Source organism: Hymenobacter cellulosilyticus, assembly GCF_022919215.1.
In the GTDB taxonomy this organism is placed as follows: Bacteria; Bacteroidota; Bacteroidia; order Cytophagales; family Hymenobacteraceae; genus Hymenobacter; species Hymenobacter cellulosilyticus.
Window position 1 is genome coordinate 1,100,696 of sequence record NZ_CP095046.1, and the last position, 15,134, is coordinate 1,115,829.

14 protein-coding genes and 2 pseudogenes are annotated in these 15,134 nt (G+C 56.5%); 8 read left to right on the forward strand and 8 right to left on the reverse strand.

What is annotated here, in order from left to right; all coding sequences use genetic code 11:
* Positions 1 to 9: 9 nt before the first annotated feature.
* Together lptB and MUN79_RS05440 are read left to right on the forward strand one after the other, a co-directional pair.
* A pseudogene (gene lptB, locus MUN79_RS05435) lies at positions 10 to 740 on the forward strand (LPS export ABC transporter ATP-binding protein).
* Between the two features lie 134 nt (positions 741 to 874).
* Positions 875 to 2,392 (forward strand): GH3 auxin-responsive promoter family protein, encoded by a 1,518-nt coding sequence (locus tag MUN79_RS05440; protein ID WP_244676751.1) that lies wholly within the window; start codon positions 875 to 877, stop codon positions 2,390 to 2,392.
* A gap of 526 nt (positions 2,393 to 2,918) precedes the next feature.
* On the opposite strand, the gene MUN79_RS05445 is transcribed toward MUN79_RS05440, so the two are convergent.
* The 8 genes from MUN79_RS05445 to MUN79_RS05480 form a co-directional block, all read right to left on the reverse strand.
* Positions 2,919 to 3,701 carry a TIGR00266 family protein gene (locus tag MUN79_RS05445; protein ID WP_244676752.1) on the reverse strand — a complete coding sequence of 261 codons (783 nt, stop codon included), beginning with the start codon at positions 3,699 to 3,701 and terminating at the stop codon, positions 2,919 to 2,921.
* Between the two features lie 134 nt (positions 3,702 to 3,835).
* Positions 3,836 to 4,216 carry a hypothetical protein gene (locus MUN79_RS05450; RefSeq protein WP_244676753.1) on the reverse strand — a complete coding sequence of 127 codons (381 nt, stop codon included), beginning with the start codon at positions 4,214 to 4,216 and terminating at the stop codon, positions 3,836 to 3,838.
* Positions 4,217 to 4,334: 118 nt separating this feature from the next.
* Positions 4,335 to 5,894: a glutamate--tRNA ligase gene (gene gltX / locus MUN79_RS05455; protein ID WP_244676754.1), complete on the reverse strand. Its 1,560-nt coding sequence runs from the start codon at positions 5,892 to 5,894 to the stop codon at positions 4,335 to 4,337.
* A gap of 171 nt (positions 5,895 to 6,065) precedes the next feature.
* Entirely contained in the window at positions 6,066 to 6,251 is a 186-nt protein-coding gene (locus tag MUN79_RS05460) for a hypothetical protein (protein ID WP_244676755.1), read from the reverse strand.
* Positions 6,252 to 6,366: 115 nt separating this feature from the next.
* On the reverse strand, positions 6,367 to 6,741 hold the full coding sequence (locus MUN79_RS05465) for a Rid family detoxifying hydrolase (RefSeq protein WP_375378209.1): 375 nt from the start codon (positions 6,739 to 6,741) through the stop codon (positions 6,367 to 6,369).
* A gap of 249 nt (positions 6,742 to 6,990) precedes the next feature.
* Complete coding sequence (glmS, locus tag MUN79_RS05470; RefSeq protein ID WP_244676756.1) at positions 6,991 to 8,826, reverse strand: glutamine--fructose-6-phosphate transaminase (isomerizing); 1,836 nt, start codon at positions 8,824 to 8,826, stop codon at positions 6,991 to 6,993.
* 97 nt (positions 8,827 to 8,923) lie between these two features.
* Positions 8,924 to 10,417, reverse strand: coding sequence for a DUF4270 family protein (locus MUN79_RS05475; RefSeq protein ID WP_244676757.1), 1,494 nt, complete (start codon positions 10,415 to 10,417; stop codon positions 8,924 to 8,926).
* On the reverse strand, positions 10,401 to 11,213 hold the full coding sequence (locus MUN79_RS05480) for a glycogen/starch synthase (RefSeq protein ID WP_244676758.1): 813 nt from the start codon (positions 11,211 to 11,213) through the stop codon (positions 10,401 to 10,403). Before MUN79_RS05480 ends, MUN79_RS05475 begins: the two co-directional genes overlap by 17 nt.
* A 120-nt stretch (positions 11,214 to 11,333) precedes the next feature.
* Here MUN79_RS05480 and MUN79_RS30660 point away from each other — a divergent pair, with 120 nt between their 5' ends.
* From MUN79_RS30660 to MUN79_RS05505, 6 genes and pseudogenes are all read left to right on the forward strand, one after another.
* A complete protein-coding gene (locus MUN79_RS30660; protein WP_311136663.1) occupies positions 11,334 to 11,717 on the forward strand; it encodes a pantoate--beta-alanine ligase in 384 nt (127 codons plus the stop codon).
* Positions 11,678 to 12,190 (forward strand): 4-phosphopantoate--beta-alanine ligase, encoded by a 513-nt coding sequence (locus MUN79_RS30665; protein ID WP_311136664.1) that lies wholly within the window; start codon positions 11,678 to 11,680, stop codon positions 12,188 to 12,190. The genes MUN79_RS30660 and MUN79_RS30665 overlap by 40 nt, the downstream gene beginning before the upstream one ends.
* 84 nt (positions 12,191 to 12,274) lie before the next feature.
* Positions 12,275 to 12,622 (forward strand): aspartate 1-decarboxylase, encoded by a 348-nt coding sequence (panD, locus tag MUN79_RS05490; protein WP_022825546.1) that lies wholly within the window; start codon positions 12,275 to 12,277, stop codon positions 12,620 to 12,622.
* Positions 12,623 to 12,679: 57 nt separating this feature from the next.
* Entirely contained in the window at positions 12,680 to 13,729 is a 1,050-nt protein-coding gene (locus tag MUN79_RS05495; RefSeq protein ID WP_244676759.1) for a lysylphosphatidylglycerol synthase transmembrane domain-containing protein, read from the forward strand.
* Positions 13,719 to 14,203: pseudogene (gene rfaE2 / locus MUN79_RS05500) on the forward strand (D-glycero-beta-D-manno-heptose 1-phosphate adenylyltransferase). The gene MUN79_RS05495 and the pseudogene rfaE2 overlap by 11 nt, the downstream one beginning before the upstream one ends.
* Before the next feature lie 50 nt (positions 14,204 to 14,253).
* A complete protein-coding gene (locus tag MUN79_RS05505; protein WP_244676760.1) occupies positions 14,254 to 14,907 on the forward strand; it encodes a zinc metallopeptidase in 654 nt (217 codons plus the stop codon).
* Positions 14,908 to 15,134 lie beyond the last annotated feature (227 nt).

A 15,134-nucleotide genomic window follows, 5' to 3' on the forward strand; every position in this document is an offset into this window, starting at 1 on the left:
TTTGCCGTAATGATTCTGCGCGCTGAACACTTAGTCAAAACCTACAAGTCCCGAACCGTTGTCAACGACATGTCGCTGTCGGTGGAGCAGGGCGAAATCGTGGGGCTGCTCGGGCCCAACGGAGCCGGCAAAACCACCTGCTTCTACATGACGGTAGGTATGGTAAAGCCCAACAGCGGCAAGATTTTCCTGGACGACGAGGAAATCACCAAGCTGCCCATCTACCAGCGGGCCCGTCGGGGGTGGGCTACCTGGCCCAGGAAGCTTCCGTATTTCGCGACCTGACCGTGGAGGAAAACATCCTGGCCGTGCTGGAAATGACCGACATGCCCAAGCAGGCCCAGCGCGACAAAGTAGAGGAGCTCATCAATGAGTTTAGCCTCAACCACGTGCGCAAGAATATGGGCCGGGTGCTGAGCGGCGGTGAGCGGCGGCGCACCGAAATTGCCCGGGCCCTGGCCGTCGACCCGAAGTTTGTACTTCTGGATGAGCCCTTCGCCGGCGTTGACCCCATTGCCACCGAAGAAATTCAGAGCATCGTGGCCAAGCTCAAAAACAAGAACATCGGGATTCTCATCACCGACCACGACGTCAACTCCACGCTCAGCATTGTGGACCGGGCTTACCTGCTCTTCGAAGGCAAGCTGCTCAAGGCCGGCACCGCCGAGGAGCTGGCCGCCGACGAAACCGTGCGCCGCGTGTACCTGGGCAAGAACTTTGAGCTGAAGCGCAACGTGTAAGCGCCCAGCCTGCGGGCGGCAGGCAGCTTTGCCGGGCTGATTTGCGTATAGGGGCCACGAATCTCCGTGAGCTTCGGTAAAAAGGCGTTTATTTCGTCTCCAAACCTGCTCTCCCACCCGGCAACAACCCCTGAATGATTGATTCTATACTGACGTGGACCGTACAGCGGCGCCTGGCCAGCATCGAGCATTTTAGCCAGAACCCGCACGAGGTGCAAGCCCAGGTGCTGCAAGACCTGCTGCTGAAAGCCCGTACCACGGAATGGGGAAAGCGCTACGGCTTTGCCGATGCGCCTACCGCCCGGGAGTTTGCCCAGCGGGTGCCCGTCAGCAGCTACGAGGAGTTGTACCCGGCCATCGAGCGGGTGCTGCGCGGGGAGCCCGACGTGCTCTGGCCCGGGCCGGTGCAATGGTTTGCCAAGTCCAGCGGCACCACCAACGCCCGCAGCAAGTACATTCCCGTCACCCGCGAGTCATTGCAGGAATGCCACTACCGCGCCGGCCGCGACATGACGGCCCTGGCTACCGCTTTGTACCCGGAAAACCGCATCCTGGCCGGCAAAACCCTCTCGCTAGGTGGCACCCACGGCCCCAACCCGTTCCGGCCCGATGACGAAAGCTCCCGCGTGGGCGACGTCTCGGCCGTGATTATGCAAAACCTGCCGGCCTGGGCCGAGTTTCTGCGCACTCCGCCGCTGGAGCTGGCTTTGCTCGACGAGTGGGAAGAGAAAATAGACCGGATTGCCCGTCATGTGCTCGGCGTCAACGTGGCCGTGTTGGCCGGGGTGCCCACCTGGATGATCGTGCTGCTGCGCCGCGTTACGGAGCTGGCCGGGGCCAGCAACATCACCGAAGTGTGGCCCAATCTGAGCTTGTTTTTGCACGGGGCGGTGGCCTTTGGGCCCTACCAGGAGCTGTTTCGCCAGCTCATTCCCGGCCCGCAAATGCGCTACCTGGAAATCTACAACGCCTCAGAAGGCTACATTGCCTTGCAGGACCAACCTAACTCTGAGGACCTGCTGCTGCTGCTCAACCACGGCATCTACTACGAGTTTATCCCGCTGGAGGAACTGGAAGCCGAGCACCCGCAGGCCCTGACTCTGGAGCAGGTAGAGCTGGGCAAGGCATATGCCCTGGTGCTTTCTACCAACGCCGGGCTCTGGCGCTATAAAATCGGAGACACGGTGCGCTTTACCAGCCTGGCACCCTACCGAATCCGCATTACGGGCCGTACCAAGCACTTTTTGAATGCCTTTGGCGAGGAAGTCGTCATTGAGAATGCTGATGCTGCCATTGCCGCCGCCTGCCGCGCCACCGGCACCACCGTGCGCGACTACACCGCGGCTCCCATCTATTTCGACGCCTCTGATGCCTCACGTGGCGGCCACCAGTGGCTTATTGAGTTCAGCCAGCCTCCCCAGGACCCAGCGCGTTTCACCGCCGTGCTCGACCATACCTTGCGGGAGCTCAACTCCGACTACGACGCCAAGCGCCACCGGGACCTGGCCCTTAGCCCTCCAGTATTAACCATTGCCACCGCCGGCGCCTTTACCCGTTGGCTGGCCCGCAAAGGCAAGCTCGGTGGCCAGCATAAAGTGCCACGGCTTAGCAATTCGCGTGAAATCCTGGAAGCTGTCCTGCTGGAATTGTAGCCGGTCAGCTTAGGTTACGGCTTATACTTTGCATAATGCTATTTTCAGGGTTTCTGTCAACTCTTCGGCTAGCTTGTTAAAGCACAAAAAAGGCTTTCTATGACGGTTGCCTGATGGTAAGAAGAGCTTCGCCGCCGACAGTTGTAGACCAGAGGGCTAAGTGTATTTCGACAATTTTTTAATTACTGGAAATATTTTCCAGCGGATTAGTCCTGTTTTAATAGATTTAGTTATATATTGTCGGATTGTTAACGTTCACGCCTACACTCGTGCCCGCTATATCAACCTCCTCTTCCCGTCCTTACGTTTCCCGCCGCAAACGTAGTCGCTCTTCGGAGCCATCTAAGCTAAGTACCAAAGCAACGGTAGGTATGCTTAGTCTCTTGGTATTCGCCTTGCTGGCCAGCTTGGCCGTAATTGCGGCCTCTCTCACCAGCAACGAGCCGGGCGCGAGCCCCGAAACGGCAAGCATGGTGGCTACTGATTTAACCTTAAGCCAGTAGCCACCCACTCACACGTCTCTTCCTTACTCGTCCAGCACACCGCCAACCAATCGACCTAGAACGCTACCACTCTCTTTCGAGGCATTGCCGCCCGTGGGCGACAAGGCCTGGATCAGCTTCTTCACCGGCATCGACTGCAGCCATACCCGGCCCGTGCCTTGCAGCGTAGCTAGCAACAGCCCCTCACCGCCAAAAATCATTGATTTTAGGCCGCCGGCGCGGGCGATGCTGAAATTGACGCTGGGTTCAAACGCCACAACGCACCCCGTATCGACGCGCAGCAGCTCGTTGTTGAGTTGCTTTTCGATGATGGTGCCGCCGGCGTGAATAAAGGCTTTGCCGTCGCCGGTGAGCTTTTCCAGGATGAAGCCTTCCCCACCGAAAAAGCCGGCTCCAAGGCGTTGGTTGAAATGGATGCCAATCTTCGTGCCTCGGGCCGCGGCCAAAAAGCCGTCCTTCTGCACAATCAGGCCGTTGGGCATGGTGCCCAGGTCGATGGGAATGATGGTGCCAGGGTAGGGAGCCGAAAAGGCTACGCGGCTTTTGCCGTAGCCCCCGCGGTGGGTGAAATGGGTCATAAACAGAGACTCGCCGGTAACCAGGCGGGTGCCCGCCGAGAAGAGCTTGCCCAGAATACCTTGGTCGGGCTCTGAGCCGTCGCCCATCTTGGTTTCGAAAGCAATGGCTTCTTCCATGTACACCATGGCGCCGGCTTCAGCAATGACGGTTTCGTTGGGGTCCAACTCTATTTCTAGAACCTGAATATCGGAGCCCAGAATGCGGTAATCTACGTCGTGGGACTGCATAGGAAAAAGGGTTAATAGGATAACGAGTTCAAGTATAGCGAACTGGCAATTATTGTCGGCGACGACCAGAAAAGAAAAGGCCATTCTCCGCCGAGAATGGCCTTTATATGTAGTTCAAACGGAAAATAGGCGGCTTACTCGTCGCTGCTCAGCTCCCCGCGTACTTCGGCCTCGGTGTCGGCTTCGGGCTCACCTTTTTTGCCTTTTTTCTTGGCTTCAGTACTGGTGCGGCGCATAAATTCTTCTTCCGTTTCTTCGGGCTCGGCCACTCCGTTTTCAACCGGAAAATCCTCATCTTCCTCTTCTACCTTCTCCCCAAACTGCCCATCACGATTTACAAGCTTTTTGTCGCGCACGTGCTGGTTGAGAAAGTGGTTGATTTCCTCGATAGAGTAGTTGGAGGTGATTTCGCCCAGCGGGTTCACTTTAATTTCGAAGCCTTCCAGGTCCTTATGCACCCGGGCTTTCTTTTCCGGGTCGTTTTTCTTGCTCTTATTAACGGGTTTCTTAGCCATGATGTCGTCCGTAGGTGGGGTTGCTACGCCAGTGGCCCTTCCTAAAAACGAAGGCCGCTCCGTACCAGGTAGTACGAAGCGGCCTTGCTGCCGGATGCACGAATTTTAAAACAGCATGCTAGGCGCTGATTTTGTCTGCCAGGCGGGCCACAGCAGCTTCAATGCGCTGCGCAGTCTCCAGGGTGCCCAGAATGCTCATAATGGCCATCAGGTCGGGGCCGGCGGCTACGCCGGTTACCACGACGCGCAAGGCCTGCAGCACCTGCCCGATTTTAACGCCCTGGCGCTCCAGCACCTGGGTCAGCAGCGCCTTGATGCCGTCGGGAGTCGTGTCTTGGGCGGCGGGTAGCTCCTGGGCAAAGGCCTGCAGTGCGGCAGCCGTCGGGGCGTTCCACTTTTTGCTGACTACCTGTTCGTCGTAGCTTTCCGGGGCCAGGAAGAAATACTGGGCTTCGCGCCAGAAGTCCTGGGGGAAAGTTACGCGCTCCTTCATGGCGCCCACAATCTGCACGGCCTTCTCCTCGGAGCACTCAATATTGTGCTCTTCCAGGGCCGTGAGCAGGAACTGAGCCAGCTCGGTATCAGGCTTGGCACGCAGGTAATGCTCGTTGTACCAGCGCACCTTGTTCTGGTCGAAGCGGGCCGGCGACTTGCTTACCCGCTCAATGCTAAAGGCCTCAATAAGCTCGGGCATGGAGAAAATCTCCTGCTGGGAGCCGGGGTTCCAGCCCAGAAAGGCCAGGAAGTTAATAAAGGCATCGGGCAGGTAGCCACTCTCGCGGTAGCCGCTGCTCACGGTAGGCTGGCCGGTTTCGGCATCGGTGCCGTGCCATTCCAGCGGGAAAACGGGGAAGCCGAGCCGGTCACCGTCGCGCTTGCTGAGCTTGCCGGTACCGTCGGGCTTGAGCAGCAGGGGCAGGTGGGCAAACTGGGGCATGGTGCTTTCCCAGCCAAAGTAGCGGTACAGCAGCACGTGCAGCGGCGCCGAGGGCAACCACTCCTCGCCCCGGATTACGTGGGTGATTTCCATCAAATGGTCATCCACGATGTTGGCCAAATGATAGGTCGGCATACCATCCGACTTCATCAACACCTTGTCGTCGATGCTGCTGGAGTGTACAACTACCCAGCCGCGGATCATGTCGTTGAAGCGAACTTCCTCCTTGCGCGGAACCTTGAGGCGAATTACGTAAGGCGAGCCGCTGTCCAGCAGCTGCTTCACCTCGTCTTCGGGCAGGGTCAGAGAGTTGCGCATCTGAGTGCGCGTAATGCTGTTGTACTGGGGGTTGGGCACCTTGGCGGCCGTCAGGCGGGCGCGCATGGCGTCTAGTTCCTCGGGCGTATCGAAGGCATAGTAGGCGTGGCCGCTGTTGATGAGCTGCATGGCATACTCCATGTACATCGGCTTCCGCTCGCTCTGCCGGTAAGGCGCGTGCGGGCCGGCTGGCTCACTCCACGGGCTTTCGTCGAGCTCAATGCCGCACCATTTCAGGGACTCGGCAATGTACTGCTCGGCTCCGGGCACGAAGCGGTTCTGGTCGGTATCTTCAATGCGCAGCAGCATTTTGCCGCCCATCTTACGCGCAAACAAATAGTTATACAGCGCCGTGCGCACGCCGCCGATATGTAACGGTCCCGTAGGGCTGGGCGCAAAGCGCACCCGTACTTCTCTCTCCATATAAACAAAAATTCGCGTCGGTTCTTACAGAAACGCGCCGCGAAGGTACAAAGATCAACTGGTGAAATAGTGAGATGGTGAAATGGTGAGTTTACTGTTCAATTTGCGCCAACCGCGCGGTCAGAACAACAACTCACTATTTCACCATCTCACTATCTCACTATCTCACTGCTAGTCCCGGTTCCGGTAGCTCAGGTAGAGTACCAAACCCAGCAGGGTAATGCCTCCGCGGATAGCCCAGGCCACGGTAGTACCCCACTGGTCAATCCAAGTCAGGAGCATTGATTTCATACCCAGAAAGGGCAGAATCAAGGATAAAAGGCCCAGCAGGAGTAAGCCCAGTCCAAGTTCTTTCATGTAGCGTGCAGGTGAGGTGGTGAAATGATAAGTGGAAGTTCAGTGCTTGCAATACTGCGCAATCAGAACGAAAAAACCCGCCACTTCCCTATATCACAGCTCTACTATTTCACTGCTATGCAGGAAATTTCAACCTGAACGTCTTTGGGCAGGCGGCTAACCTCCACAGTCTCGCGGGCTGGGCATACTCGGCCGTGAAATAGCTGCCGTAGATTTCGTTGATCAGACCGAAGTTGCCGAGGTCTTTTACAAAAATGCTGCACTTCACAACATCCAGTAAGCTCATCCCCGCAGCGGCCAGAACAGCCTGTAGGTTGCGCATTACCTGATGAGTTTCGGCGGCTACATCACCGTTGCCCACAAGCTGGCCCGAGGCGGTATCGAGGGCAATCTGGCCTGAGACGTACACAGTGTTGCCGGCCTGAATGGCCTGACTGTAGGGACCAATAGGAGCGGGAGCGTCGGGCGAGTAGATGATGGTGTTGGCCATGAGGATGGGGTTAGAAGAAAACAGCCGTTTGAGAGGCGAAAACTACGGAAATTGGTGGGTTATGTATAGGCTTTGCTTCGCCAGCAACGATTCCCTGGGTAGAGCTCCTATGTAGCTGTAACAGGGCGCTGAAGTACTTGGCTGAAAATCAGCAGCAGATACCCTGTATTATTTGTGCTGTGCGATAAGCATAAAAAGAGCGCCCCGGGTAGAGGCGCTCTTCTTTAGGTAGTAGCAAAGCCGCGGTGCTTACTCAACCGTTACGGACTTAGCCAGGTTACGAGGCTGGTCCACGTTGCAGCCGCGGAGCACGGCGATGTGGTAGGAGAGCAACTGTAGCGGAACTACCGATACCAACGGCATCAGTACTTCGCTGGTAGCAGGCACTTCAATGGTGAACTCGGCCATAGCCGGAATTACTGTGTCGCCTTCCGTTACTACGGCAATGATGCGGCCTTTGCGGGCCTTCACCTCCTGAATGTTCGATACAACCTTCTCGTAGGAGCTGTCTTTGGTAGCAATAACCACCACCGGCATGTTCTCATCGATCAAGGCAATCGGACCATGCTTCATCTCGGCCGCGGGGTAACCCTCAGCGTGGATGTAGCTGATTTCCTTCAGCTTCAGCGCACCTTCCAGGGCTACTGGGAAGTTGTAACCACGGCCCAGGTAGAGGAAGTTTGGTACGTCGCGGAAAATCTCGGCAATGGCTTCAATCTCATCGTTGAGTTTCAAAGCCTGCTCTACTTTCGCAGGAATATTGCTCAACTCTACCATCAGTTCCCGCATCTTCGAGTCGGTAAGGGTACCGCGCTTGTGGCCTACAATCATGGCCAGCAGAGTCAGTACAGTTACCTGAGCGGTAAAGGCTTTGGTCGAAGCCACTCCGATTTCGGGGCCGGCGTGGGTGTAGGCACCAGCATCGGTGGCGCGGGCAATGCTCGAGCCTACCACGTTGCAGATACCGAAGATGGTAGCGCCCTTGCTTTTCGCCAGCTCAATAGCGGCCAGAGTATCGGCCGTCTCGCCCGACTGCGAAATGGCAATTACAATGTCGCGCTCGGTGATGATGGGGTTGCGGTAGCGGAACTCCGAAGCGTATTCTACTTCAACCGGAATGCGGGCCAAGTCCTCAATCAGGTACTCTGCCACCAAACCAGCGTGCCACGACGTACCGCAGGCCACGATGATAATACGGTCGGCATTAACAAACTTGCGCTCGTAGGCCCGGATGCCGCCCATGTTCAGGTGACCGGCTTCCAGCTCTAAGCGGCCGCGCATGGAGTCGAGAATAGAGCGAGGCTGCTCAAAAATTTCCTTGAGCATGAAGTGCTCGTAGCCACCTTTCTCTATGCTGTCGAGCTCCATCTCCAGCTTCTGGATGTAGGGCGTCTGCTGCACGTCTTCTTTCGTGCGGATGTCGAGCTTGCCGTCGCGGATAACCGCAATTTCGTAGTCGTTGACGTATACTACCTCGTTGGTGTACTCAATGATGGGAGTTGCATCGGAGGCCAAGAAAAACTCATCCTTGCCTACGCCAATAACTAGGGGAGAGCCTTTACGAGCGGCAATCAGCTGGTTCGGGTCGTCCTTGCTCAGCACCACAATGGCGTACGCGCCTACTACCTCGTGCAGGGCCAAGCGAACGGCTTCTTCCAGCGAGCAGTGGTTCTGCTTCTGAATTTCCTCAATCAGATTGACGAAGACCTCCGTATCCGTATCGGAGTGAAACACGTGACCCTGCTTCTGCAGGTGAGTTTTCAGTGCCGCGTAGTTTTCGATAATGCCATTGTGGATAATGGCAATTCGCTCGGAAGTTGAGTAGTGCGGGTGGGCGTTGGAGTCATTAGGTTCGCCGTGGGTTGCCCAGCGTGTATGGCCCATGCCAATATGCGCGTGGGTATCTTTTTCGGCGATAAAGGCTTCCAGGTCATTAACCTTGCCTTTCTTCTTGTATACATTCAGTGCTCCGTTCAGCAGTGCTACCCCTGCCGAGTCGTAACCACGGTACTCCAGGCGACGCAGGCCTTTCAGAATAATAGGGCAAGCTTCACGGTACCCGATGTAAGCGACAATTCCGCACATAGTGTGTCAGAGAAAGAGTTGTTGAGAGAAAAATCACTCCGGCCCGGCCCTTCAACAAAGGCCGTGCCGGAGTGATTCGTGTGAAAGCAGTTGAGCCTTAGCGCAACTTGGAAGAGTATACGCGCAGCTTGATGTTCTGGGCATCAAGCACGCTACGGTTAAGTGAGAGGTCAAACGAGCGGCGTAGTACCGGGCTTAGCATCAGAGCGGCAGCCTGCTCCCCAAGCTGATTGGAAAGGTAAGCCTGCAGGTACGTAGTGATAACTACGCTGTAGTATTTCTTGCTGGCGTCTACGTCGTACAACGAAACAACGGCTTCGCGGCCCTGACCCGATTGGTTTTGCAGGTTGGCCTGTACAATTCGCTCGACCGGCGAAATGTTTACCGTCCGCTGCAGTACCCGGTTCTGGGCATTTATCTCGTAGAGAAAAGCCGACGTAGGGTTTGGAAATAACAGCGTACCCGACGATTTGATGGGAATAAGCAGCTCGGCACGGTTGATAGCCAGGCCGGGCTGGCCTGCCAGCTCTTTCAGGCCCGGTATTGCCAGCTTGGTAGCCAGGCCCAGACCCTGTTGCATGTAAGTCACACTGTCGGCTACGCGCAACGACTTGGTACCGTCCAGCAGCTGATCGAACGGAGGCTTCAGGTCCGTCGACAGCTGAGTGTAGTAGCGAGGCGTATTGGCGTCGCCGCTCGCGTAGGATAAGCCCATCCGGATACGGTAGCTTGGCCGCCGGGTCTTGGTCGCATCGTTTTGGTCAAGGCCGTGGTAGTACACGTAGACACAGTTGAGCGAAGAGCGGCTCAGGGCCACAATGGCACCCGTCTGATTGCTTGAAGGCACAATAGCCAAGCCTTTCCAGAGAGCATCCAGCTTGTTTTGGTTGAAAGACGCGTCTTTAAGCGCGGCAAACAAGGTATTAGCAAAGTCCGAATTGCGGACTTTATCCTTCTGAATCACCAGCCGGATTGTCTGGTCGGGGTTGGTCACTGACACCGTGCTGTCGGCTGGCGTTTTGTCAGGATTTAGCTTTTTCTTGCTCTTGAGCACGCCCGGGTCTACCGCCACCTGCGTGGTTGTAGTGCGGTTCAGGGAGCTGGTCAGCTTATCACCAATCTGGTCAATCACGGCCACATCCGTGACGCCGGCATTGTACGTTTTCTTGTCGTCCAGGTCCTCTTTCAGCTTAAACAAGTCGAAGCTAACGGGCCGGCTGGCACTACCATACACCTGATCGAAGGATGACACCAAGACCACAGAGTCGAGCACGGAGCTTGTCAGCTGGCTGGGCAGGGTATCGGTGCTGGCACGCAGGTTGAAATAAGCCTTGGCAGTGGTAGTGCCAAGGGTAGCATCCGTGAGTTTGCCTATCAGAACCCGGTCGGCATTCAGCGTTTCCACCGAATCCTGCAGGATAGTCGAGGCGTTAACCCGGTAATCGCGGTACTCAGTGGTAGTGGGTGAAGTGCCTGGCAGCTCCACGCCCAGATCGTTAGGATCCTCGCAGCCGGTGGCGGCGAACAGCAGAGCTGTGGACAGAAAAGAAGCCGAGGCTATTCGGAAGGCGCTATTAATTGGCCAATTCATTATAGAGCGTATAGTAAGAGGAGAGCAGGTTTTCGTCGGCGCTAACCTGGCCAAGCTGACGCTTCTGCGAGTACTCGGAAAACATAGCGTTCAGATTATCGCTGAAGTCCTCGTCAGATTTCACCACGGAGTCCGCATATTCCATGCCCACCTTGATGAAGCCGCCAAAGTCAGCCGACTTGAGGGCTGCCAGCATCTCGTCATCAATGTCCAGCATTTTAGCCTTCTCAATGATGTCGCCTTCAAATTTGTGGCTGAACTCGTTGTTGTAGATGGTAAACACCGATTTCGCATCCTTGAAGATCGGGTCCTTTTTATAGGTGGTCTTCAGGTACATCGGAATCAGGCCCGTCATCCAGTCGTTGCAGTGAACGATATCAGGAGCCCAGCCGAGTTTTTTCACGGTTTCGAGGACGCCTTTGCAGAAAAAGATAGCACGCTCATCGTTGTCGGCGTGGAACTTATCGTTTTTGTCAACCAATACTGACTTGCGGTGGAAGTAATCTTCATTGTCGATGAAGTATACTTGCAGCTTCGCATTGGGAATAGACGCTACTTTGATGATCAGCGGCTTCTCTTCCTCACCAACGGCGATGTTGATGCCAGAGAGGCGCACTACTTCATGCAAACGGTTCTTACGCTCGTTGATAATACCGAAACGGGGCACGAAAATGCGGATTTCCATCCCCATCTCCTGCATTCCCTGCGGTAACATGCGCAGAAACTCCGCTACCTTGGTCGTCTGCAAAAACGGGTTGATTTCCGTGGCAGCGTAGAGTATTCTCAACTTGGACATATAGAGTCAGTTGGTGTGATTGGGATAGGGCAACACTTTGGGATGCACAAAATTAAGCATTTTTGAGCGAATAATCAATTAAACCAGCCCAAGCACTCTGTGAACGGGCCTTTTCACCCTATGGAGATACTCCAATCGGCTGCCGCGTTGCAAGCCCAGACGGAAATCTGGCGGCAGAACAAACTGCGAATCGGGTTGGTGCCCACCATGGGGGCCCTGCACGAAGGTCACCTGCAACTAGTGCGCGCCGCGGCGCAGGATAACGACGTGGTCGTCGTCAGCGTATTCGTCAACCCCACTCAATTCAATAACGCCGAAGATTTCCGCCTTTATCCGCGCGTGCCCGACGCCGATGCCGCCCTGCTAGGACCGGCCGGCTGCACAGCTCTGTTTATGCCTACCGTAGACCAGATGTACCCCCAGCCTACGGTGCTGCGCTTCGATTTCGGGCCCTGGAGCGAGTCATGGAAGGAGAGCATCGTCCGGGCCACTTCCACGGAGTAGCCACGGTGGTCAGCAAGCTGTTTCATATAAGCCGGCCCCACCGGGCATATTTTGGTCAGAAGGATTTGCAGCAGGTAGCCATTATCCGGCAGCTCGTCGCCGATTTGTCGTTCGACCTGGAGCTCGTAGCGTACCCCACCATCCGGGAAGCCGACGGCCTGGCCATGTCCTCACGCAACCGCCGGCTTGGGCCCGAAGCCCGCGCCGCAGCGCCGCGACTGTACCAGGCCTTGGCCTTGGGCGCATCCTTGGTGGAGGAGCAACAGCACACCCCGGAAGCCGTGCAGCTGGCCGTAGAGCAGTTTTTGGCCGCCGAGCCAGGGATTGAGCTAGAGTATTTTGCCATTGCCGACGGTCGCACCCTGCAGCCTATTACCGGGCAATGGACCCCGGGAAGTCTAGTGGCCTTGTGCCTGGCAGCCCACGTAGGTAGCGTGCGGCTCATCGACAATGTGCTGGTGACATTGGCGTAGCCTGGGCAGAGCCTACGGTTGAGGTTCAGGGGTTCGGTGCTATTTAGCTACCTTTGCGCCCTGAAAATCACTGGTTCTTTACTCATGCATATCGAAGTTCTCAAGTCCAAAATTCACCGGGCTAAAGTAACCCAGGCCGAGCTCCATTATGTAGGTAGCGTCACCATCGACGAAGACCTGCTGGATGCGGCCAACATGGTGGAAAATGAGAAGGTTACTATCGTCAACGTCAACAACGGGGAACGGTTCGAAACGTACACCATCCGCGGTGAGCGGGGCTCGGGCATGATTTGCCTGAATGGCCCGGCTGCCCGCCGCGTCGCCGTGGGCGACATCGTCATCATTTTCTCGTATGCCCTGATTGATTTTGCTGAGGCCCGGGCCCACAAGCCGACGCTGGTATTCCCGGATCAGCACAACCGGCTGGTGTAAAAAGAGAAAACACGGGAATCAGGGGTCCCGTGAGTATTTGTTGCGTGTTGAATCTTCATGAAAAAGCTGCTTACCATTCTTAAATACGCCCTGTTGTTGTCCGTTTCGGGCCTACTGATGTGGTACGCCATTCAGGGGCAGGACCTAAACAGCATTGGCCGCAACCTGCGGGAAGCTGACTACACCTGGCTAAGTATTACAATGGTTCTCTCGGCGCTGGGCTACTTCAGCCGGGCCTACCGCTGGAAAATGCAGCTGGATGCCACCGAGCACAAAGCTCCGTTTTGGGACGTGTACCACGCTATGATGGTAGGCTACTTGGCCAATATGGTGCTGCCGCGCATGGGCGAGGTTATCCGTTGCTCAGTGCTGCAGCGCACTAGCAAAGTGCCGGTGCAGGTAGCGCTGGGTACGGTCGTGACCGAGCGGGTCATTGACGTACTCATCCTGCTGTGTCTGCTAGGCGGCACCCTGCTGCTTGATTTCAACACCTTCTGGGCTTTCGTAACCGACAAGCTGCTGGCGGGCCGCTACGACGAGCTGGCTCGCAACCGCACCCCGCTGCTAGTAGCTGGCGTTATTGCTTTGCTGCTGCTGGTGGGCCTGGCCTATACCTTGTTCCGAAACCTGGAGCGGCTGCGGCAGAATGCGCTGTTCAATAAAGTGGTGCTGTTTGTGAAAGGCCTGCTGGCCGGCGTATTCAGCGTGCTGAAGCTGGAAAACAAGCTGCTGTTTCTGTTGCACACGCTCTTTACCTGGACCGTGTATTACCTGATGGACTACCTGGCCTTCAAATGCTTCCCGGCCACGTATTCGCTCGATATGAAAGCTGGTCTGGCTGTACTGACATTTGGCGCGCTCGGAATGGCGGCGCCGGTAGCGGGCGGCATCGGGCCGTTTCACGTGATGGTGCAGGGCATTCTGCTAGCCTATGGCATTAGCAAGGAAGCCGGTATTGCCTACGCGCTGGTCGTGCACGGCTCCCAAACCATTCTGGTCGTACTCATGGGCGGCATCAGCTTTGTGGCCAGCATGATGAAGTCGGGCCGCTCCCTGCGGGATTTAGCGGCCGAGCCAACCCTGGCCGTGACAACCGATGTGGAGTAAAGATAAAATTGTCAGCCCGGAGGCTTTGGAGCCGCGGCTAGCCCAGTGGCGGGCGGAGGGCAAGCGGGTCGTGTTTACCAACGGTTGCTTCGACCTGCTCCACCTGGGCCACGTCGACTACCTGGAAAAAGCCCGCAACCTGGGCGACGTCATGGTGCTGGGGCTTAATACGGACGCTTCCGTCAGTCGGCTGAAGCCCGGGCGGCCGTTGCAGGACGAAGTGTCACGCGCCCGGATTCTGGCGTCGCTTTTGTTTGTGGATGCTGTGGTTCTGTTCGATGAGCCCACGCCGCTGGAGTTGATTACGTTGGTTAAGCCCGACATTCTGGTGAAGGGCGACGACTATGCTATTAGTGGAATTGTGGGCCACGAGTTGGTGTTAGCAAACGGGGGCAGGTACTTACCGTACCCCTTGTACAGGGCTACAGCACCACTCGTATCGTCGAGCGGATTCGCGCCCAGTTTCACTCCTAAGCAACTTCACTCATGCACCTTAATCCCATTTATATCGTCCTGATCGGGCGATGGTAATAAGCTGGCTGATTCAGTGGCGCCTACGCAGCAAGATGACCACCTACGGCCAGATTGGTCTGCAGTCGGGCCTGTCGGGTCGGCAGATTGCCGAACTGATGCTGGCCGACCACGGCATCACGGATGTGCGCGTTATTTCCACGGAAGGCCGGCTGACCGACCATTACAACCCCGCCGATAAAACCGTTAACCTCAGTGAGGCCGTGTACGAGGAGCGCAGTGCGGCCGCTGCTGCCATTGCGGCCCACGAATGCGGCCACGCCGTGCAGCACGCCACAGCCTACAGCATGCTGCAGTTCCGCTCGGCTATGGTGCCGGCTCTTAGTGCCGTGTCTACCTGGATGCCCTGGGTGCTGATGGCCGGGGTATTTATGATTCGCACCACGGTGATTCCGTTGGGCGTGGGCATTGCCCTGTTTTCGCTCACCACATTGTTTTCCTTCGTAACCCTGCCCGTGGAGTTTGATGCCAGCCGCCGAGCCTTGGCCTGGATTGACCAGCGTGGTATCGTGACGGCCAAGGAGCATGACATGGCCAAAGACGCCCTCTGGTGGGCCGCCATGACCTACGTGGTAGCCGCCCTGAGCTCCCTGGCAACGCTGCTCTACTACGTAAGCATTTTCCTGGGTAGCCGCGACCGGCGCTAAGCACTTCGGCTGACCGCTTACGTTTCTTGTTGAAAGAGCCGCTCCGCCCCCGGAGTGGCTCTTTTTTATGCGCCAGGCGGAACGCAGGACCCGGCCGTGAGGTTGCTTAGCCAAACCCGACTTCGGTATTTCGGTTATATAAGCGGCTAGCCGAATAAAATTGCGGCCTGCTGCTTATTCTCCACCGTTGAAAGGTTAATTTCGCACCCAAATTCAGCCGCCCCGGC

Bases quoted from the DNA above. Each gene is read 5' to 3' on its own strand.
- glmS (WP_244676756.1), bottom strand. From the start codon at position 8,826: ATGTGCGGAATTGTCGCTTACATCGGGTACCGTGAAGCTTGCCCTATT.
- MUN79_RS05440 (WP_244676751.1), top strand. From the start codon at position 875: ATGATTGATTCTATACTGACGTGGACCGTACAGCGGCGCCTGGCCAGC.
- MUN79_RS30665 (WP_311136664.1), top strand. From the start codon at position 11,678: ATGGAAGGAGAGCATCGTCCGGGCCACTTCCACGGAGTAGCCACGGTG.
- panD (WP_022825546.1), top strand. From the start codon at position 12,275: ATGCATATCGAAGTTCTCAAGTCCAAAATTCACCGGGCTAAAGTAACC.
- gltX (WP_244676754.1), bottom strand. From the start codon at position 5,894: ATGGAGAGAGAAGTACGGGTGCGCTTTGCGCCCAGCCCTACGGGACCG.
- MUN79_RS05480 (WP_244676758.1), bottom strand. From the start codon at position 11,213: ATGTCCAAGTTGAGAATACTCTACGCTGCCACGGAAATCAACCCGTTT.
- MUN79_RS05475 (WP_244676757.1), bottom strand. From the start codon at position 10,417: ATGAATTGGCCAATTAATAGCGCCTTCCGAATAGCCTCGGCTTCTTTT.
- MUN79_RS05505 (WP_244676760.1), top strand. From the start codon at position 14,254: ATGGTAATAAGCTGGCTGATTCAGTGGCGCCTACGCAGCAAGATGACC.
- MUN79_RS05460 (WP_244676755.1), bottom strand. From the start codon at position 6,251: ATGAAAGAACTTGGACTGGGCTTACTCCTGCTGGGCCTTTTATCCTTG.
- MUN79_RS05465 (WP_375378209.1), bottom strand. From the start codon at position 6,741: ATGGCCAACACCATCATCTACTCGCCCGACGCTCCCGCTCCTATTGGT.
- MUN79_RS05445 (WP_244676752.1), bottom strand. From the start codon at position 3,701: ATGCAGTCCCACGACGTAGATTACCGCATTCTGGGCTCCGATATTCAG.
- MUN79_RS05450 (WP_244676753.1), bottom strand. From the start codon at position 4,216: ATGGCTAAGAAACCCGTTAATAAGAGCAAGAAAAACGACCCGGAAAAG.
- MUN79_RS30660 (WP_311136663.1), top strand. From the start codon at position 11,334: ATGGAGATACTCCAATCGGCTGCCGCGTTGCAAGCCCAGACGGAAATC.
- MUN79_RS05495 (WP_244676759.1), top strand. From the start codon at position 12,680: ATGAAAAAGCTGCTTACCATTCTTAAATACGCCCTGTTGTTGTCCGTT.